Raw genomic sequence first — 18,724 nt, 5'->3', positions numbered from 1 at the left:
TGTAACGGTGTCGTACGCCAGTCGGCGCCAGGTGCGGACCGTCCGCTGTCCAACCCTTACATCGATCGGTCGCATGTCCCATGTCCCCCTCGCCGCTACGGCTCAGACATCTCCCAACGCATCCCGTTTCGGGGCGACCGATACCGCGGGCGGCCTGCACGAAACCAAGCGGATGGGGTGGCGCGACCGGTTTGCGTCGATCACACCGATCGCGCAGGCGGCGATGCTGACCGTCGCCTACGCCCTCGTCGAGCGACTGTGCGAGGCACTAGGCGTCGAGACGCTGGGGGCGCCGGCCGGCTTCGTGCTGCTGCTATTGCTGCTGCTCTCGGGACGCCTGCCCGTCGCGTGGGTCGCCGGCGGAGGGAAATGGCTGATCGGCCTTAGCACCTTGTTCCTGATTCCCGCCATGGTCGCGGTGGCGCCGGCCTGGCCGATATTGCGCGCCGATTGGGTGCCGCTGACGGTCATCATCGTCGGCGGCACGGTGTTGACGATGCTTGCCACGGCCTGGAGTGTGGAAGCGACATGTCGCTGGATGGAGGGGCGTCGATGAAACCCGATCTCGATACGCCGCCAGGTTCAGCGGCAACGGGCATGCAAGCGCACGTCGGCGTCGCGGACGCCGCGTTGCCGCAGCAGACTCTGATGTTTGCGCAAGGCCATGCGCCTTGGCTCCTGCCTCTCGCCGCGATCGCGCTGACGTGGGGGCTCTTCCTCCTCGCCTCTCGGCTGCATCGCCGTTGGCCGCGCTTATGGACGTCGCCGCTGTTCGTCACGCCCGCGCTGCTGATCGCGCTGTTGTCGGCGATGCGCCTGCCCTATCCCGTCTATCTGACGGCTGCGCGTCCCTTGCTCTGGATGATCGGTCCCTTGACACTGGCGTTCGCGATTCCGGTCTACCAGCATCGTGCTTTCATCCGGCAATGGTGGCCGGCGCTATTGGTCGGCACGGTGATCTCGACCGTCTGTACGATGGGTTCGGCGCTCGGGCTGGCACATGCGTTCGGCTTACCTGCGGCGATGACGCACAGCCTGATCGGCCGCTCGATTTCCCTGCCCTTTGCGTTTGTCCTGTCCGATATGACCGGCGGCACACGTGATCTGACCACGATCTTCGTGGTCGCCAGCGGGATCGTCGGAATCGTTTTGGGGGACGTGATCCTGCATCGGATCGGATTGAAGAGCGAACAGGCGCCGGGCGCGACGCTCGGTGCCGTTGCACAGGTGGTCGGAGCAGCGCGGGCCCATCAGCAAAGCGTCCCGCGCGGCGTGATGGCCAGCCTCACGATGATCTTCGCGGGCGCTTTCAGTGTCGTCCTGGCGCTGCTCTTTCCCTTGCTGGCGCGCCTGATCGGCGCGTGAGCGATTGCTTAACCTTCGACGTCGGCCAGGCTGAACACTTCGGTCTGGTCGTTATACGAGAAGATTTCGGCGTAGCGCCCCCAATCGATCACCGCATCCAACGTCTCTTCGGCAGCGCTGTCCGAGAGGACGTCCTCCAGCTCCTGCGCAAACCGCAGGCGCGGCGCCCGGTGCCCTGGGCGCTCGTCCAGCACGCCCCGGATGCGGCTCGCCAGCGGCACGTGCCGCAGCAGATGCTCGGCAAACAACTGCTTGCGCGGCTGCGTCCCGCCCTCCACGAAGGAGCGACCGGCGGCGGTCAGGATGATGTCGCCTTCGCGCACATCGGCGAACGCCAGGATCTGCAGGACTTCGGCGACCGGGAATAGCTCGTCCACCTCTAACTGCAGCGAACGGGCGATCTCCGGCATATCGGCGCGGCCGTTGTACGGCGCGGCGGCCAGCGTTTCGATCAGCCCCGCCATCAGGTTCGTCGATACGATCGGCAAACGGCTACTCAGCGTCAACTCCTTCTTGCCGCTCGCGTCGCCGGCACGCGTGGTCATCCGCGCGTAGATATCGTCGACCAGGCGGCGGAACGCCGGGTCCAGGCGATTGCGCGGATGCATGAACGGCACCTTGATCTCGGCGATCACACGGCCCGGATTCGACGACAACACCAGGATGCGGTCGCACATGAACACCGCTTCCTCGATATTGTGTGTCACGATCAGCACCGACTTGATCGGCAACTTACGCTGCGACCATAGATCGAGGAGATCGGTCCGGAGCGTCTCGGCGGTCAGCACGTCCAAGGCGGAGAACGGCTCGTCCATCAACAGAATGGTCGGATCGATCACTAGCGCACGGGCAAAACCGACACGTTGCCGCATCCCGCCGGACAGTTCGCGCGGATAGGCGTTCTCGAAACCATCGAGACCGATCAAATCGATCGCGGCCAGGGCGCGACGACGACGCTCACGCGCATCGACGCCTTTTGCCTCCAGCCCCGCCTCGACGTTTTGCAGCACCGTCAGCCATGGAAACAGCGCGAAGGTCTGGAACACCATTGCCACGCCTTCGGCCGGACCGGTCAAGGGCTTGCCCTTGTAGGTCACATCGCCCGAGGTCGGAGCGATCAGGCCCGAGATGATGCGCAGCAGCGTCGACTTACCCGATCCGGACCGACCCAGCAGACCGACGATCTCGCCTTCGTGCAGCGCAAGGTCCACGCCATCCAGCACCAGGCGGTCGCCTTGCGCGGACTTCGATTCACCGAAGCCGCGGGTGACGTTCTTGACTTCGAGCACCGGCGGATCCAACAGCATCGATGTGGCGTCTTGCGGGTTACGATTGGGTGTATTCATTGTTACTTCTCCTTCAATCCAGACGCAGGCGCGCGGCCGCGTACACATAAAGCGGACGCCACAGCACCCGGTTGAACAGCACCACGAACAACGACATCGTCGCAATGCCGAGAATAATCTTCGGGAAATCACCGGCGGCGGTGGTTTCCGCAATATACGCGCCCAGGCCGTGCGCGGAAAGGTGCGTGCTGCCCCACTCCACGTACTCCGAGACGATACTCGCGTTCCAGGCGCCGCCCGAGGCGGTGATCGCACCGGTGATGTAGTACGGCAGGATGGCCGGCAACATCGCCCGACGCCACCATTGCCAGCCGCGAATCCCGAGGTTGGCGCTGACTTCACGGAAGTCGTTCGGATAAGCGGTCGCGCCGGCAATCACATTGAACAGGATGTACCACTGCGTGCCCAACACGATCAACGGCGACAGCCAGACATCCACGTTCAGATGAAAGCGAACGATCACGACGACGAAGATCGGGAACAGCACATTTGCCGGGAAGGCCGCGAGGAATTGCGCCACCGGCTGGATTTTGCCAGCCAAGGCCGGACGCAGTCCAATCCACACCCCCACCGGCACCCAGATCAGCGAGGACAACGCGATCAGCAGCACCACGCGCACCATCGTGATCAACGCCAGGCCGAAGACATGGAAGACCTCGGACAGACCGACACCGGTGCGCACGAAAAGACCGACACGCACGACCAGGTAGATCGTCAGCGCGGCAAGCGCAGCGGCCCACACGATGTCCCCTGGCTTGCCTGCCGCCCAGCGCCGGACGGTACCCAGCGCCGTGGTCTGCATCGGCAGCGCATGCGGGGCGTCATCGACGTTGATCCCGCGACGCACGCTTCGGAACCGCGTCGGCAATGCCATCGGCCAACGGGCGATCGTGCCCAGCAACACGGCGAACGGCGACAAGGCACGACGAATAAAGCGGGTACGGCGAATCAAATCGAGCACCCATGACCGCGGCGGTGCGCCAGAGCTGGTGTTTTCCATCCGGAACTTGTCGGCCCACGCCACCAGCGGACGGAACAGCAATTGGTCATAGCCCAGGATGACGACGATCATCGTCGCGACGACCCAGCCCACGGCGCCCAGGTGACCGCTCGCGATCGCCAGCGACAGATAGGAGCCGACGCCCGGCAGCGTGACCGTGTGGTCGCCGACGGTGATGGCTTCCGCTGCAACGATGAAAAACCAGCCGCCGGACATCGACATCATCATGTTCCAGATGAGGCCGGGCATCGCATACGGCGCCTCGAGCTTCCAGAACCGTTGCCAGGCGCTCATCTGGAGATTGCGCGTGACTTCGTCGAGATCGTTCGGCACCGAACGCAGCGACTGATAGACGCTGAACGCCATATTCCAGACCTGACTGGTCCAGATCGCGAAGATGGCCGCCAATTCGGCGCCCATCACACGCGTGGGAAACAAGCCGACGAAGAAGGTCACCGTCAAGGAGACGAAGCCGAGAATGGGGACCGATTGCAGGATATCCAGTGCCGGCACCAACAGCTTTTCGGCGCGTCGGCTCTTTGCCGCGAGCGCCCCATACGCCAGGGAAAACACGACCGACGCCACCATGGCCGCCAACATCCGCAGCGTCGTGCGCAGCGCATATTCCGGCAGATTCGTCGGGTCGAGCGAGACGGCGCGGGTCTCCAGCTCCGTCGCCGGCGCCCAGGTTTCATGGAAGCCGACCGCGAACATGGCGACCAGGCACAGCATCAACGGAATCGCGCAGGCGTCCCAGCGATTCGGCAGCATGCCGCGCAAGGTGCCGCCGACCCGCGTGGCATGCGGTACGGGAGGAATATGAAAACGGAATGACATCAGCACGCTCCCGATCGATCGCGACGGGGAGCGCTCGCGGAACGGACCGCGATACGAATCGCCGGCGCGCCTTCGCCCAGCAGCGCACGACGCGGCGTCGGATAGGCCGAGGTGGCCGCGCGGGCCGGAAAATCGGCGGCAGTGGATGCCGGAGTGCTCGCCGATGCGTGACCGGCATCGGATAGGGAGGAATGCGAAACCAACAGGCCGAAGAACATCATGGTGCTCCTAGCGTCTTGCACGACGCCGATCGCCGGAAAGCCTGTCTATCCGGCGAGGCGTTGCGAGCGAAGGTCCAGGAAGTTTCCGGATACCAGGCACGACGTCGACGCGGGCTAGCAGCTTTCCTCGATGATTGAGAAAAAGGGCAGAACGTTCGGTATGGGACTACTGTCACCGTCGGTCATGACCGCTCCTGAGTGGGTTGATAAGCACTTCTCGGCAAGATGCGCGATAGCGATGACGGTCGTGTGTCAACGGCGCCGATCGATGCCTGCCGCGTACGGAAGCCTCGACAAGCGTCGATCGGAGTGCGAGGTACGCGCCGGGGACGCACGGATAGGATCCGAGACATCGGGCAGGTACCGCTAGAGCACGTGGAGAGAACCGGGGAGGTGGCTAGAAGTCTGATACATCAGACCGGCCGGCCAACGGAACTACGGCGCGCACTGTCCACCTGGTTTGGCGGGACAGTGGCATCAGAATGGAGCAAGGGAGCCAGGTGTCCTGCCGATCAGGCAGCACTACAGATCGAAGGTCGACAACTGCTACTGTCCAAGGCATCCGCCCCTTTCGTGAAGATGGCGCGATTGTACTGAGGGTTGATGAGCCCGGTCAACAGGGGATTGCGGGCCATTTTTTTCAGTGTGCCTGGGCGGCTACGTTGCGTAGGCAGCGAAGGAATTGCGAAACGGCGACGCCTGTAAGGATGGCGGTCGGCACACTGAAAGCACTCGGAAAGCTTGCTGCCCCTACAATGAAGTCAAACGACCCAGACAGCCGGAGAACCGATGCTCACGACGCTCGCCATCAACAACTATCGCTCGGTTCGCGATCTCGTCATGCCCTTGACGAGACTCAATTTGATCACCGGCGCAAACGGTAGCGGGAAATCGAATCTCTACAAAGCACTGCGATTACTCGCCAGCACGGCCCGAGAGGGCATCATCGCGCCGCTCGTGCATGAAGGAGGACTCACCTCCTTGATGTGGGCCGGCACGGACGACCGTTCCGGTCGCGTTCGGCGCGGTGAAGTGCCTGCCTACGGGCGAACCAGAGGCGGACCGGCGCCACGACTCCGCTTGGGATTCGGTAGCGAGTCATTCGGCTATGCCGTCTGCATGGGCATCGTTGCGCCGCCGGGCAATGCCACTCATCAGAGGGCCTCGTCATTTCAACTGGATCCGGAATTCAAACGCGAAACGATATGGGCGGGCCCCTATCTGCGCCCCGCAAGCGTCTTGATCGAACGCGAAGGGAATGTCGTGCGGCGGCGAAACCAGGGCGACTGGGAATTAGTAACGGAGCACCTACCGCGTTACGAAAGCCTTTTCTCTCAGGTGGGTCGCGATGCGCAAAGCCCCGAAGTCTTTGCCGTCCGCGAAGCAATGCGGGGATGGCGCTTCTACGATCATTTCCGCGTCGATAGCGCGTCCCCGATCCGGCAGCCGCAAGTCGGTACACGGACATTGATACTCCATCACGATGGCCATGACCTCGCGGCCGCCTGGCAAACCATCCGCGAGATCGGCGACGTCCAGGCGCTGGATGAGGCGGTATCGGATGCGTTTCCCGGCGCGAGCGTGGACATCGCCACGCAAGCCGGCGGCTTTTTTTCCCTGCAATTTTTCCAGGAAGGTTTGCTACGACCACTGACGGCGGCAGAGTTGTCCGATGGTACCTTGCGCTACCTGCTGCTTTGCGCGGCGCTACTTACGCCGCGCCCCCCGGAACTGATGATTCTCAATGAACCGGAATCGAGCCTTCATGCCGATCTGACGCCCGCCCTCGGTCGGCTGATCCGACAGGCGGCACGGCACACGCAAATATGGGTCATCTCGCATTCCACTCGCCTTGCGGCGGCGCTCGACGACGAGAGCGAATGCAATACGATCGTGCTCGATAAGGTCACGTCGGAAACTACTATTTTGGGACAGCGTGTCCTCGAACGCCCGGCCTGGCATTGGCCGGACGGCGGAAAATAAGCGCGCGACCGCTTACCCCTTGTCGCGGCGATGTCGTGGGGCCCGAGCGTCCGTGCGTCAAGGATTGAGATCGATCACGCGCCGCGCGTGGCGATCGTGAACTCATTGCCTCGCCCTGCCGTGATCGCGAGCGGCTGCGAGCAATAGCCATTCGCCGGGTCGCGCACATAGTCGAGGTAGCGGTTGTCCTGTTCGTACGCGTTCTCGGCCAGAATGGGGGCTCCGGACTTCAGATGCGGCTCCAGTAACTTGAGCACGGGCAGATAGAGACTGAAGGCGCCATCCAGCAGCACGAGATCGATCGGACCGGCGATATCGCGCAGCGTCTCGCGGGCGTCCCCCACCCGGATCTCGACCCAGTCCGCCAGCCCCGCCGCCTCCAGATTGGCACGGGCGTGGGCGGCCTTGCCGGGCTCCAGCTCGGTACTGATCAACTGGCCTTCCCCCATGTCCCGCAGCGCCGCCGCCAGGTAAATCGTCGAAACGCCCATCGAGGTGCCGAATTCGACGATGCGCGTCGCCCGTCGTGCACGCGCGCATTGATAGAGGAATTGACCGTATTCCGGCGCGACATTCAAAAAATTGTCGGCGTACTGTCGATACACGCCGCGCAGGTCCTTCTGTTCGGCGGCCATCAATTCCGCGATGGCGCCCGCGTAGTCTGCGGGCCCCGCTCCGCCCTGCCCCGTCTCGAATTGCGCCATCAAGGCCATGTCGGCACGCTCTGCTTGCTGAAAAAGGCGCGCCAAGGTCTGGGCGACGCGTCCACTGCTGATCGAGTCCACGGTGTTTCCTCCGGATGTTGGCAATCGACGGGCATTCCGTCGGCTTCCCGTTCATAGTAGGAAAACGCGGTGTTGGCAGCATTGCGCAACTATGCCAAACTATTTCGAGATCGCGCCAATCGTTTGTGTATCGCTTCCGGCCCTATCCCATGCCCATCCTGACGCAACAGGCCACCCGCGCCGAGCTTACCGATCCCGATGCCGTGCCTCGGCCGGTCATGACGTTCGGGACGCCGGGGATAGCGGTCAGCGGCCTCGATACCAAGGGGTTGAACCGGATAGAGAAAGACTTTCATCGCCATCGCAAAGGCGAACTGATGCTTTTGCTCCGCGGCGTGCTGACGTGCGAGGTCGAAGGCAGTCTCTGGATCGTTCCACCTCAGAGTGCCCTCTGGATTCCGGGCGATGTATTGCACAAGGTCAGTGCGGCGGGCATGGTGGAGGTGTATATCGCGTTCATCGATCCGGCCGCCTCGTCCCATCTACCCGCACAATGTTGTGAAGTCTCGACGACACCGCTACTGCGTGAACTGGTGATCCGTTCCGCCCGATTGCCGTTGCTGTATCCGGACGAAGGCGCTGAATCGCATCTCGTCACCCTGCTATTGGATGAACTCGCGGCGACTTCCATCGGTAGCCTGCATTTACCGATGCCCGTGGATGGCAGGCTGCGCAAAATCGTGGAAGCGATCATCGACGATCCGGCTGATCGCGGCACGATCCAAACCTGGGCGCGACGCGTGGGCTTGAGCGAACGGACCTTGGCGCGCCTCCTGTCACAGCAAACCGGGATGAGCTTCGGCCGTTGGCGGCAACAGCTTCATCTGATGCTCGCCGTGAAATGGTTGAGCACCGGCGCCTCCGTCCAGCGCGTCGCCGACGACCTCGGCTATGAAAGCGCAGGCAGTTTCGTCACGATGTTTCGCAAGGCCTTGGGCACGTCCCCCGCGCGTTACATCGCCGAGCGTCGGAGCGCGCATTGATGCGCTGTCTTCGCAACGCTGCCTGCCCCCTTCCATTCGATACGACAGACGTTCAACGTCGGACCAAGCGAATCCGCGTGATTTCGGAAGGGGCGCCGAACCGCACCGGCGGCCCGGCATAGCCGGTGCCACGACTGACGTACATCCACATCTCGCCGCATCGGACCAAGCCTGCGGTAAAGGGTTGCTGCAGCGGCACCGCAAAGTTCCAGGGGAAGATCTGGCCGCCATGCGTGTGGCCGGAAAGTTGCACGTCGAAACCCGCCGCGTCCGCGGCCGGCCCCGTGCGGGGTTGATGCGCCAACAATACGCGAAGCGCCGCGCTCTCGGGCGCACCGTCTAAAGCCTGTACTGGATCGCTGCGATGCGATGGGCCAAAATGCTCGCCGCTGAAATCCGTGACGCCGGCAAGTACTAACGCATCGCTGCCGACGCGTATCACCGTGTGTTCATTCAGCAGCACGCGCAAGCCCAAACGCTTGAACTCCGCGATCCATGCATCCGCGCCAGCATAATACTCATGGTTACCCGTCACCAGGAAGACGCCATGCGTTGCACGCAAGCGCGATAGCGGTGCCGTATGACGCTGCAGATTCGGTACGCTGCCATCGACGACATCCCCGGTGATGGCCACGAGATCCGCGTTCAGGGAGACGACCGTGTCGACGATCGCATCGATATAGCGTTTGCGGATGGTCGGGCCGACATGGATATCGCTTAATTGCACGATGGTGAAGCCATCGAGCGCAAGCGGCAAATTCGGGATAGGAATCTCGACGTCGACGACGGGCGCACGTCGGCGCGCATTGTAGACCCCCTTCATCAGCGCCAAAACGGCGACGATGACCACGCATAGCGCACTGCTATGCATAACGGCGACGCGGGCTTGCGCGCCTTCGACCGATCGAGACCACGCGAATGGCAGGTATGACGCTAGCCAATATCCGCCGAGCAGTAAGTCCCGGATAACGGTAGACGTCAACAATAAGGAGAAAAAGCCCATTGCGATCAGCGCCGCCCAGGTGAGGACGGCGCGGCTGCCATGCGCGGCACCGCGTCGATTGCGCATGCCGAAGATAATGACCGCGCAGGACAACAGCAGCCACGACCAGAGCGCCTCACGCGCGCCGGCCGTGTCCGACAGCGCCGGGATAAGACGTAGGCCGACGTAACCATGCAGGAGCACGCCGACAACGATAATCAGAGATAAACGGCGACCCATGTCGATCCTGTTGGCTGCCGGTAGGCAGCCGGTGTCGGCGGTCGTCTCACGAAAGCGACCGCGTTTAGAAATGGCATCGCGGCGCTTATCCCGCGTTTCCCGCGTTTCCCGCGTAGCCTGCGAGATCGGCGATGTCGCGATGTCGCGATGTCGGTCGTCGATAGCAGGATCATAACGGTATCGCGCCAAATCTGTTTTCCGTCCCCCGTCGCCGAGCATGGACCCGGCACGCGATTCGATGGATATTTCCCCTAAAGTGGAATAAAATCCACCCATGTAGAATCGCCTCCATCCCGAAAATCCTTCTTCCAGGTGAAGACATTGGCTGAAACCCTTGCATTATCGAAAGCAGAGTTAGTCTCGATCGCTCAGACGCGCCTGGAGCAGGAAGTCAGAGGGAGTGCATGGACCAAGCTCGAAAAGCTCGCACTGACATGCCGCATTCTGTTCGACGCCGGCCATGATTCGGGCTTGGCCGGGCAAATAACGTGTCGCGCGGACAGCAACGATACCTTTCACACGCAGCAATTGGGTCAGGGCTTCGACGAGATTCGCGCGAGCAGCTTGATTACCGTCAACGAAGACCTCGAAGTCGTGTCCGGCAAGGGCGTGCCGAATCCGGCGAATCGCTTCCATACGTGGATCTATCGCGCACGGCCCGAAATCAACTGCATCATTCACACGCATCCCACGCATATCGCCGCGCTATCGATGCTCGAAGTGCCGTTGATCGTCTCGCATATGGACACCAGCCCCCTGTTCAACGATTGCGGCTTTCTCGAAAAGTGGCCGGGGATCCCGGTTGGTAACGAGGAAGGCGAAATCATCGCAGGGGCATTGGGACAAAAGCGCGCGGTGCTGCTCGCGCACCACGGGCAACTGGTGGTGGGCAAGACCGTCGAAGAAGCCTGCCTGCTCGCGGGACTGATGGAGCGCGCGGCCAAATTGCAGCTTCTCGCGATGGCGGCGGGTACGATCAAGCCATTACCCGAAATGCTGGCAACCGAAGCGCATGACTGGGTGTCCACCGCCAAGCGTGACGCCGTCACCTTCGATTATTTCGCGCGGCGCGCGCTGCGCAATCATGCCGACTGCTTGAATTGAGGCATCAGCGGACGATGTCGGCGAGCACCCGCTCGCGCCTGTCGCGATGGCGACAGTGCGATCGTCCAATCGCCTCAAACATGGCTTAAGCGTCTGTTTTTCCTGCAATAAAGACGGTTTCCCCGTGCGTCGTGCGAGTTCGCGTTAGAATCAGGCGATCAAAACGAACTAGACGTTGATTGTGACGACTCGCAAAACCACGGCTGGCGCGCCCGCGCCGGTCGCGAAACACCGGCTTTCCAAACCCTCCACTGCGGCAACTCTCCCGCTGCGCGTCGCTCCCCTTCCGCAAATCAATGCCCGGGATGCGGAACCGCTGAACGATGCGCCAGGAAAAGACGCGGCCACAGCCAGGCTTGGTAGCGAACTGCGTCGCAAGCGCAAGGCAAAAAGCATGTCGCTGGACGAGCTTGCCAGCACCTCGGGCGTCAGCCGCGCGATGATCTCGAAAATCGAGCGGGGTCAATCGTCACCCTCCACATCGATCTTGTCGAAACTGGTCGATGCCTTGGGAACGTCTGTCGGACACTTATTGGGTCCGGAAGTCAAACAACACGATGTCGTATTGATGCGCGAATCGGATCAACTTGTCCTGACGGATCCGAGCAACGGCTTCGTCAGGCGCTGCCTGTCACCGATCCTGCCGGGCCGCGGGCTGGACTTCGTCATGGCCGAACTGCCGCCCAAATCCGATACCGGCGCGCTGGTGGCACATACGTTACCGGTCGAAGAGTACATTTACGTGCTCGCCGGCGCCTTGGTCGTCACCGTCGGTGAACTGCGCACGACTTTGCATACCGGCGACGCATTGTATTACCGCGCCGACGCCCCACACCGATTCGAAAACCAAGGACGGGGCACCTGCAAATATCTGATCGTCATCAATCAGATCCACGACTGAAAGCCGTCATCGTTATCGTCATCGAAACGCCGATATGCCGATACGACGATACGCCCCACCCGCCGCCTGCCTACAGTTCCAGTACCAAAGTGGGTGATGCACACCCGCTGACACAGACGATCACCTCGCGTTGACGCTCTGCATCGCTCAGTACGCGGTCATGGTGAATCGGCTGTCCGTCCAACCAGCGCACGCGACACGCACCACAGATGCCGCCCTCGCACGCCGCATCGACATGGACGTCGTGATCGCGCAGTGCTTCGAGCAAACTCGCATTGGGCAAGACATCGATCGTTTTTTTCGATAACGATAAGCTGACGCGATACGGTTTCGCATCCGCATCGACAGGCCGCTCGGGCGGGATGAAATGTTCGATATGCACATGGTCCGCCGGCCAGTCTCGCGTTGCCGCGACAACCGCGTCCATCAACGCCGTAGGACCGCAGCAGTAGACGTGTCGGCCCGGAACGAATGCGCCGATCAAGCACGCCAGATCGACGCGCTGCTGCCCCTCCCCTGAACGGTGATAGACCACGCTCTCGGCGGGAAGCAAAGCGGCACACAGCGCTTCGAGCGGCCGACTTCCCCGGTGAAGAACGTGCAATACAAACCGGGGATCGAATGCACCGGATGCGTCCTCCCGTGCGGCGCTGTGCGTCAATTCGGCCGCCATGGCGACAAAGGGGGTGATGCCGATACCGCCCGCGATAAAGACGTGCTCGCGCGCCTCCGCGCTTAATGTGAACGTCCCGCGTGGCAGCGACACCGGCAGAGGATCACCGACCCGCAATTCATGCACGGCGATCGAACCACCTCGGCCGGCGTGTTCGCGCTTCACGGCCACGTGATAACGCGTCGCCTCGGCAGGGCTGCCACAGAGAGAATAGCTGCGCACCAAACCATTGGGCAGATGCAGATCGATATGATTGCCGGCGACGAAAGGCGGCAGTTCCCACTCGTCGGGATCAGCAAGCTCCAATTGCAGCACGCCGTCGCCAGCCGACCGAATCGAACGGATTTGCGTGGCAACGGTTCGTATTGCTTTCATCGCACCGCCTCCGCTTCGTCTGCAGGAAACAGTGCATCGCCGACGCGTACCGTGCCGCCTTTCAAGATACGGCAGTTCAATCCCGATCGGCCGACCATCGGATCGAACACCGGCTTGCCGGTGATCTCCTCGATATGGCGGCAGGGGACGGAGAGACGGGTTGCTTCCAGCAGCGTCTCGCCTAGCCAGAAGCGTCGATTGACCAGCGCGTTCAACGGCACGCCGCGCACGGTCACATTGCGACGATGCTCCTCCGGCGCGAAGCGAATGCCATATTCCGTCCAGATGGCCTCGAGCGCTTCCACGTCGAACAAAGTGACCTGACGCCCTTCCTCGGGCTTATGCGAATAGTAGCCGGTCGCATTCATATAACGGTCGCCCACGATGCCCTTGCCTGCCAGCAGCGTGATCTCGTCGAACGCGCGCATCGGCAGAAAAGCGCGCGGGCAAAGATGCAAATGCTCGACAATGCCGCGCCAGCCGTCGTTCGTCGAAAGCGCATTGGCGGGCGTCGTGCGACTATCGGTATCGATCGTCATGATGATGTCGTAGAAGTGGGTCGTTTAGTGAGCGTGGGACAAACATGTCGGGCGCACGCTGCGTTCTGCAGATAAAGGGCGGCAAGGCTGGAATCAAGGTTCCAACGGCTTCCCGGCGGTTTCCGGCGCATGCCATGCGGCGAGCAACGTAATGCAAGCCGTCCCGATCAGGACGCATGAAATCGGCCAGCTCATGCCGCCGGACCAGTTCATCAGCAAGGCAGCCACCAAGGGCGTCAAGCCTCCTGAAATAGCGCCGCCCAATTGGAAACCCAAAGACGCACCGCTATAGCGCAAACGCGTATTGAACATTTCCGACATCCACGCCGCTTCCGGCCCGAACATGATGCCTTGACCAAAGCTGACCGCGAACGCGATCGTTAACGCGATGATGGTGGGATCACGGGTATCCAGGAAATGGAACATCGGGAAAGCGAAAACGATCGAGAAAATACAGCCGATGAAGAACATCGTGCGTCGCCCGTATAAATCGGACAGCCATCCGAACATCGGGATCGTGATCAGCTCGACCGCGGCTGCCCAAAGCATGCCGTTCAGAATGACGCTCTTCGGCAAACCCAGATGGATCGTCACGTAACTGATCATCACGACGGTGGCGACGCTGACCCAGGCTATCTCCGAAATCTTCAATCCCACGGCCAGCAGGAATGTTTTGCGATGATGCGTGAGAATCTCGAGAAATGGCACTTTCGGCAGTGGCTCCTCGTGGACCGCGCGCTCGAAAACCGGGCTCTCCGCCACGCGCATCCGGATCACGATGCCCGCCGCCGCAAAGAAGATGCTGACCAGAAAAGGCAAGCGCCATCCCCAACTCAAAAAATCGGCCGCAGACAGCTTGGAAACTAGAGAGAAAACGGCGGTGGATACGATAACCCCGATGGGATATCCCACTTGCACCAGGCTTCCGAACAAGCCGCGTCGGTTCGACGGCGCATGTTCGACCGCCATCAGAATCGAGCCGCCCCATTCGCCGCCAAAGCCGATTCCCTGCACGAAGCGCAGTGCGATCAACAGCACCGGCGACCACAGGCCGATCTGCGCATAAGTCGGAAGACAGCCGATCAGAAAGGTCCCCAGCCCCATGATCAACAGTGTTATCGACAACATCGCCTTGCGGCCGAGCTTATCCCCGAAGTGACCGAAAACGATGCCGCCCAAGGGGCGCGCCACATAGCCGACGGCATAGGTTCCGAAGGACGCGATCGTGCCCACCAGCGGATTCGTGCTCGGGAAAAACAATTTATTGAACACGAGCGCGGAAGCAATGCCATACACCACGAAGTCGTACCACTCGAAGATCGATCCAATCACGCTGGCGAGCAGCACGCGTCGGCGCTCGCGTTGCAACTGCGCGGCGGCGGAGGGTTCCTTCGCTGAATCCTGCAGTCCGGTCACGACCTGATTCATATGTCACCAATGTAGAAAATGGTAGATTAATTTCTCCTACAGTAGAGCAACGAGCATGCCATTCGCTATGTTTTACGGCAACCAACGGGGGACGAATTCCGCGTTATATTCGAGATACGACGTGAATTTTCAATGAGATAAAAGCGAAATTCTCGATTCGCCTTTAGTGGAATATTCGATTCTAAAGTGGAAATTCCCGCAGAGACGCGCGGCAACGCGCAACGCACGCGATCGATAATAGTGCGGCGACGCACCGAGTCGCGGCAGTGCACCAGATTGTGGCGTCGCGTTGGTGCAAGGCGTCGTCTAGCGCGTGGTGGGGCCGCCGTCGTCGAAATATTTCGCCGGCGTCACGCCAAAATGACGACGGAACATATCGATGAATGCACTGGGACTTTCGTAGCCAAGCTCGAGGGCGATCCGCGTGACTTGCAGGCGATCGGCGAGCATCTCGATTGCCCGGATCAGGCGGGCACGCTGACGCCATGCAGCGAAACCAAAGCCGGTTTCCACGCCGACGGTGACGAGACCATGCAATGCGCCGAGCAACTGCCCGCGCGAATGGCGATGCCGTGGCGTCACGCGCGGATAGGCTTGATCGTGCAGGATCGCAATCATTCGCGGCGTGTCGTGCGAATCCGCGAGCGCAGGGTCGATCAAAAATTCGTACATGGCAGAAACGCGAGATCAAATGGCACAGAGTCGCGAGACGATGTATCCGATGAAGACGACAATCATCGCTCACCCTTACGCCAGGAGATAGACACCATGCGCGCGGAAGAATTGTTATCCGATCACATCAACGAAGCAAGATTAAACGGCGTTTCCATTCGGAAAGGCACGATTGGCGCCTTTCTGGTCAACGCAAGTGTCATCCTAAATCCGGATGCCAGCGAAGACGAGCGGGCGCAAGCGTATCGAGATGTCGAGGACGCTATTCCGGCACTTCAAGCGCTAGGGGTTTTTGAGATTTTCCAGGTACGCGATCCCGATATACGGCGATTTATCGACCAGAAGTTGGCGCCCCGCTAGTCCACGACTTGCAGGTAAGCGACGCACATCATCACGAGGTGCTCGCACACCGCGCGGGCCTTGTCGGACGGCAAGTCACGTTCGAACACGCTTCGCACCGTGCCGAATATCGTATTGAGCAAGGTGAGCACCACCGTCGGCACATCGGTAAAGCGGGCATCCGAAGCGCTCTCCAGCATGGCTGCCGTTGCCATATCCACGCGATGAGCAAAGGCGGCGATCAGCGACTCCGTGTCCAATTCGGCAATGGAACGATACAGCGCGCGCGTCGCATCGCTGCGCTCGGTCTTAGCGCGCCAATAGGTCATGACCAACGCCTCGACCATACGCGCGATGTCCGCGCCGTGCTGCGCGGCACAGGCAAGTTCGATTCTCTCTGCCAACGAAGCGAGGTATCGTTCGTTCAAGGCGTAGAACAAAGCCTGCTTGTGCGGGAAATATTGATAGAGCGTGCCGACCGAAACACCCGCACGCTCGGCCACCCGCGAGGTCGTCAAGCGTCTCGGACCATCGGTCACCAACACCTGAATGGTTGCCTCGAAGATGGCATCCACGGTGGATTGCGCACGCGCCTGGGTCGGTTGCTTGCGGGGTTTGAGGTTCGGCGAAACAAAGGACGGCATCGGCGGACGCTCAAGCTGAAGGAAGCTTCATATACTAATCGGCAGCGCGCCACTTTCAAAGCGTTCGTTCATCGCAGACCGTCGATGGCGGTCGATCACGAAGAACGTCGTCAAAAATGTTACCTACGACGATAACTTGCTACACTTCCGGGTTTTCATTTGCCGCGCTATCCGGCTAAAAAGGACCCCCCATGAGTGCATTGCCCTCTTGCCCCGAATGCCACTCGACCTTCACTTACGAAGATGCGGGACACTACATCTGCCCGGAATGTGCGCACGAATGGTCATCGCAGGCCGACGTTGCGACGGAAGCGGTCGATCGAATCTATCGTGACGCGGCAGGGAATGTCTTACAGAACGGCGATACCGTTTCCGTCATCAAAGATTTGAAACTCAAAGGCTCGGCCGGCGTGATCAAGATGGGCACGAAGGTAAAGAACATTCGCCTGGTCGATAGCGACCACGATATCGATTGCAAAATCGATGGCTTTGGTGCGATGAGTTTGAAATCGGAATTCGTCAAGAAGGTGTGACGGCGCGGCGACACGATAGGTTTTTCGAGACGAGGCGATTGCCTCCTCAGTCGAGCAAGCGCCAGTTTCTCCGCCGTGCCTTGCTCGGCAACGTCTTCCTCAACGGACAAGTACTGCTATGCGACGGCGGGTTGCGACTTACCGCCTAACGAATCGGTCCGCGGCGCGTTTTCCAGCCTCGCGGCCAAACGGAAATGGCTGAACACGGACCAGGCGAAAGCCTTCATGCGCGCCTAACGACAAGCACGCGCCTGGCTGCTGACCGAATCCGCGGACGTCATCACCCGCAAGCAAATGTCGTTCTTCGAAGGGACCGATCCCGCGGTCCTGACACGAACGATCGCGAGTCTCAAAAACTCGGCAATTGGACCCACGACGTGACGATTCCCAGCTCGGACTTCGAGGCGACACTGGATATCTTCCAATACGCGCAGTTAATCCCGCAACGGTATGCCTATGAAGACGTTATCGCGCAACCTCCGGCGGCTTGATAACGGTCGTCGCTGTCCCACAAAAAAAAGGGGATCCGATATCGCATATGAGCGGGCCGAGAAACGCAGCGATACTTATTTCAACGTTACTTGAAATATCGAAGAATACGCGTTAAGCTTTGTTTCATGGACGCCACTCTCGTTGTACGCGCACTGAGCGCAATCGCGCATGAATCGCGCCTCGCGATCTTCCGTACCTTGGTAGTCGCGGGACCGACCGGTATGCCCGCAGGGGAAATCGCGCAAAAGCTCGGGCTCTCGCCGTCGAGTCTCTCTTTCCATCTGAAGGATCTGTCCCACGCCGAGATGGTCACGGCGCGACAAGAAGGCCGCTTCATCTTTTACGCGGCAAATTTCGACACGATGAACGGCCTTATCGGTTTCCTGACGGAAAACTGCTGCGCGGGCGACCCCTGCGGCCGGAGCGGAGGAAATGCATGAAGGTCGCGCTATCTCACAACCCTGACTGCCGCACGTCGTGCAACGCCCTCGACGGCAGGAGGATGCATTAATGTCGGATCTTCGAAACCTCAACGCGTCGGTATTCGAGACGCCGGACCCGCGGAAGTTGCTACCGCGTGCCGCGTCGACGCACGCGCCGCGCATCTTGCTGCTCTATGGTTCGCTGCGCCCGACTTCCTATAGTCGATTGCTTACGCTAGAGGCCGAACGTATTCTGAGACACTTCGGCGCCGAAACCCGGGTCTTCGATCCCCACGGATTACCGATGGCGGACAGCGTTCCCACTGACCACCCGAAAGTGCAGGAACTGCGCGCGTCGTCGGCCTGGTCGGAAGGACAAGTCTGGTGCAGCCCTGAGCGGCACGGCACCCTGACGGCGGTATTCAAAAATCAAATCGACTGGCTCCCCTTGGAGCTGGGCGGCGTGCGCCCCACGCAGGGACGCACGCTTGCAGTCATGCAAGTAAGCGGCGGGTCGCAGTCGTTCAATTCGGTCAATGCACTCAGAGTGTTGGGACGATGGATGCGGATGGTGACGATCCCGAATCAGTCGTCCGTTGCAAAAGCGTACACGGAGTTCGACAGCGCCGGCCGCATGAAGCCATCCGCCTACTATGACCGCGTGGTCGACGTCATGGAAGAACTTTACAAATTCACATTGCTGATCCGAGATCGCTCGGACTACCTGACCGACCGCTACAGCGAACGGAAGGAACGCGCACCGGAAGACGCGCTCACCTTGGCAACCGCGGCAATGCGTCACGAACATCCCACCGGCGACGCCGATACCGAATAAGCGCATTCGGCAGATTCCCTCCCGT

Annotated in this window: 18 protein-coding genes and 2 pseudogenes; 10 read left to right on the top strand and 10 right to left on the bottom strand. The window is 60.8% G+C overall.

Annotated elements, in window-relative coordinates:
• Window positions 1-73: 73 nt before the first annotated feature.
• Window positions 74-556 carry a CidA/LrgA family protein gene (locus ABEG21_RS19405; protein WP_347557056.1) on the top strand — a complete coding sequence of 161 codons (483 nt, stop codon included), beginning with the start codon at window positions 74-76 and terminating at the stop codon, window positions 554-556.
• Window positions 553-1,365 (top strand): LrgB family protein, encoded by an 813-nt coding sequence (locus ABEG21_RS19400; RefSeq protein ID WP_347557055.1) that lies wholly within the window; start codon window positions 553-555, stop codon window positions 1,363-1,365. Before ABEG21_RS19405 ends, ABEG21_RS19400 begins: the two co-directional genes overlap by 4 nt.
• Before the next feature lie 8 nt (window positions 1,366-1,373).
• Here ABEG21_RS19400 and ABEG21_RS19395 read toward each other — a convergent pair.
• The 3 genes and pseudogenes from ABEG21_RS19395 to ABEG21_RS19385 form a co-directional block, all read right to left on the bottom strand.
• A pseudogene (locus tag ABEG21_RS19395) lies at window positions 1,374-2,654 on the bottom strand (nitrate/sulfonate/bicarbonate ABC transporter ATP-binding protein); the annotation flags it as partial.
• Between the two features lie 70 nt (window positions 2,655-2,724).
• Entirely contained in the window at window positions 2,725-4,482 is a 1,758-nt protein-coding gene (locus tag ABEG21_RS19390) for an ABC transporter permease subunit (RefSeq protein WP_347558090.1), read from the bottom strand.
• A gap of 65 nt (window positions 4,483-4,547) precedes the next feature.
• On the bottom strand, window positions 4,548-4,769 hold the full coding sequence (locus ABEG21_RS19385) for a hypothetical protein (protein WP_347557054.1): 222 nt from the start codon (window positions 4,767-4,769) through the stop codon (window positions 4,548-4,550).
• A 789-nt stretch (window positions 4,770-5,558) separates the two neighbouring features.
• Here ABEG21_RS19385 and ABEG21_RS19380 point away from each other — a divergent pair.
• Complete coding sequence (locus ABEG21_RS19380; RefSeq protein WP_347557053.1) at window positions 5,559-6,752, top strand: AAA family ATPase; 1,194 nt, start codon at window positions 5,559-5,561, stop codon at window positions 6,750-6,752.
• 74 nt (window positions 6,753-6,826) lie between these two features.
• On the opposite strand, the gene ABEG21_RS19375 is transcribed toward ABEG21_RS19380, so the two are convergent.
• Window positions 6,827-7,537, bottom strand: coding sequence for a class I SAM-dependent methyltransferase (locus ABEG21_RS19375; protein WP_347557052.1), 711 nt, complete (start codon window positions 7,535-7,537; stop codon window positions 6,827-6,829).
• Between the two features lie 149 nt (window positions 7,538-7,686).
• Between ABEG21_RS19375 and ABEG21_RS19370 the strand changes: the two genes are divergently transcribed.
• Window positions 7,687-8,520: a helix-turn-helix transcriptional regulator gene (locus ABEG21_RS19370; RefSeq protein ID WP_347557051.1), complete on the top strand. Its 834-nt coding sequence runs from the start codon at window positions 7,687-7,689 to the stop codon at window positions 8,518-8,520.
• Window positions 8,521-8,572: 52 nt separating this feature from the next.
• Here ABEG21_RS19370 and ABEG21_RS19365 read toward each other — a convergent pair whose 3' ends face one another.
• Window positions 8,573-9,742 (bottom strand): metallophosphoesterase, encoded by a 1,170-nt coding sequence (locus tag ABEG21_RS19365; protein WP_347557050.1) that lies wholly within the window; start codon window positions 9,740-9,742, stop codon window positions 8,573-8,575.
• 321 nt (window positions 9,743-10,063) lie between these two features.
• Between ABEG21_RS19365 and ABEG21_RS19360 the strand changes: the two genes are divergently transcribed.
• Window positions 10,064-10,846, top strand: a complete 783-nt coding sequence (locus tag ABEG21_RS19360) for an aldolase (protein WP_347557049.1) — start codon at window positions 10,064-10,066, stop codon at window positions 10,844-10,846.
• Between the two features lie 181 nt (window positions 10,847-11,027).
• Complete coding sequence (locus ABEG21_RS19355; RefSeq protein ID WP_347557048.1) at window positions 11,028-11,747, top strand: XRE family transcriptional regulator; 720 nt, start codon at window positions 11,028-11,030, stop codon at window positions 11,745-11,747.
• A 70-nt stretch (window positions 11,748-11,817) separates the two neighbouring features.
• Here ABEG21_RS19355 and ABEG21_RS19350 read toward each other — a convergent pair whose 3' ends face one another.
• The 4 genes and pseudogenes from ABEG21_RS19350 to ABEG21_RS19335 form a co-directional block, all read right to left on the bottom strand.
• Window positions 11,818-12,795 carry a PDR/VanB family oxidoreductase gene (locus ABEG21_RS19350; RefSeq protein WP_347557047.1) on the bottom strand — a complete coding sequence of 326 codons (978 nt, stop codon included), beginning with the start codon at window positions 12,793-12,795 and terminating at the stop codon, window positions 11,818-11,820.
• Window positions 12,792-13,334, bottom strand: a complete 543-nt coding sequence (locus ABEG21_RS19345; RefSeq protein WP_347557046.1) for an MOSC domain-containing protein — start codon at window positions 13,332-13,334, stop codon at window positions 12,792-12,794. The genes ABEG21_RS19350 and ABEG21_RS19345 overlap by 4 nt, the downstream gene beginning before the upstream one ends.
• Window positions 13,335-13,427: 93 nt before the next feature.
• A complete protein-coding gene (locus tag ABEG21_RS19340; protein ID WP_347557045.1) occupies window positions 13,428-14,762 on the bottom strand; it encodes an MFS transporter in 1,335 nt (444 codons plus the stop codon).
• A gap of 306 nt (window positions 14,763-15,068) precedes the next feature.
• Window positions 15,069-15,272 (bottom strand): annotated as a pseudogene (locus ABEG21_RS19335) (helix-turn-helix domain-containing protein); the annotation flags it as partial.
• Between the two features lie 90 nt (window positions 15,273-15,362).
• Between ABEG21_RS19335 and ABEG21_RS19330 the strand changes: the two are divergent.
• Window positions 15,363-15,794 carry a hypothetical protein gene (locus ABEG21_RS19330; RefSeq protein WP_347557044.1) on the top strand — a complete coding sequence of 144 codons (432 nt, stop codon included), beginning with the start codon at window positions 15,363-15,365 and terminating at the stop codon, window positions 15,792-15,794.
• On the opposite strand, the gene ABEG21_RS19325 is transcribed toward ABEG21_RS19330, so the two are convergent.
• A complete protein-coding gene (locus ABEG21_RS19325) occupies window positions 15,791-16,417 on the bottom strand; it encodes a TetR/AcrR family transcriptional regulator (RefSeq protein WP_347557043.1) in 627 nt (208 codons plus the stop codon). The two genes, ABEG21_RS19330 and ABEG21_RS19325, sit on opposite strands and share 4 nt — an antisense overlap.
• A gap of 191 nt (window positions 16,418-16,608) precedes the next feature.
• Between ABEG21_RS19325 and ABEG21_RS19320 the strand changes: the two genes are divergently transcribed.
• From ABEG21_RS19320 to arsH, 3 genes are all read left to right on the top strand, one after another.
• Window positions 16,609-16,950: a zinc ribbon domain-containing protein YjdM gene (locus ABEG21_RS19320; protein ID WP_347557042.1), complete on the top strand. Its 342-nt coding sequence runs from the start codon at window positions 16,609-16,611 to the stop codon at window positions 16,948-16,950.
• A gap of 617 nt (window positions 16,951-17,567) precedes the next feature.
• Entirely contained in the window at window positions 17,568-17,882 is a 315-nt protein-coding gene (locus ABEG21_RS19315; protein ID WP_347557041.1) for a metalloregulator ArsR/SmtB family transcription factor, read from the top strand.
• 70 nt (window positions 17,883-17,952) lie between these two features.
• Window positions 17,953-18,699, top strand: coding sequence for an arsenical resistance protein ArsH (arsH, locus tag ABEG21_RS19310; protein ID WP_347557040.1), 747 nt, complete (start codon window positions 17,953-17,955; stop codon window positions 18,697-18,699).
• The last annotated feature ends 25 nt before the right edge of the window (window positions 18,700-18,724 follow it).

The sequence above is a fragment of the Robbsia sp. KACC 23696 genome (assembly GCF_039852015.1).
GTDB lineage: Bacteria > Pseudomonadota > Gammaproteobacteria > Burkholderiales > Burkholderiaceae > Robbsia.
The sequence above is the reverse complement of the archived record's forward strand: the minus strand, read 5'-3'. Positions and strand labels throughout refer to the sequence as shown.

Coding starts and splice junctions, on each gene's coding strand:
- ABEG21_RS19405 (WP_347557056.1), top strand. CDS start 74: ATGTCCCATGTCCCCCTCGCCGCTACGGCTCAGACATCTCCCAACGCA.
- ABEG21_RS19400 (WP_347557055.1), top strand. CDS start 553: ATGAAACCCGATCTCGATACGCCGCCAGGTTCAGCGGCAACGGGCATG.
- ABEG21_RS19390 (WP_347558090.1), bottom strand. CDS start 4,482: ATGCTGCCGAATCGCTGGGACGCCTGCGCGATTCCGTTGATGCTGTGC.
- ABEG21_RS19385 (WP_347557054.1), bottom strand. CDS start 4,769: ATGATGTTCTTCGGCCTGTTGGTTTCGCATTCCTCCCTATCCGATGCC.
- ABEG21_RS19380 (WP_347557053.1), top strand. CDS start 5,559: ATGCTCACGACGCTCGCCATCAACAACTATCGCTCGGTTCGCGATCTC.
- ABEG21_RS19370 (WP_347557051.1), top strand. CDS start 7,687: ATGCCCATCCTGACGCAACAGGCCACCCGCGCCGAGCTTACCGATCCC.
- ABEG21_RS19365 (WP_347557050.1), bottom strand. CDS start 9,742: ATGGGTCGCCGTTTATCTCTGATTATCGTTGTCGGCGTGCTCCTGCAT.
- ABEG21_RS19350 (WP_347557047.1), bottom strand. CDS start 12,795: ATGAAAGCAATACGAACCGTTGCCACGCAAATCCGTTCGATTCGGTCG.
- ABEG21_RS19345 (WP_347557046.1), bottom strand. CDS start 13,334: ATGACGATCGATACCGATAGTCGCACGACGCCCGCCAATGCGCTTTCG.
- ABEG21_RS19340 (WP_347557045.1), bottom strand. CDS start 14,762: ATGAATCAGGTCGTGACCGGACTGCAGGATTCAGCGAAGGAACCCTCC.
- ABEG21_RS19325 (WP_347557043.1), bottom strand. CDS start 16,417: ATGCCGTCCTTTGTTTCGCCGAACCTCAAACCCCGCAAGCAACCGACC.
- ABEG21_RS19320 (WP_347557042.1), top strand. CDS start 16,609: ATGAGTGCATTGCCCTCTTGCCCCGAATGCCACTCGACCTTCACTTAC.
- ABEG21_RS19315 (WP_347557041.1), top strand. CDS start 17,568: ATGGACGCCACTCTCGTTGTACGCGCACTGAGCGCAATCGCGCATGAA.
- arsH (WP_347557040.1), top strand. CDS start 17,953: ATGTCGGATCTTCGAAACCTCAACGCGTCGGTATTCGAGACGCCGGAC.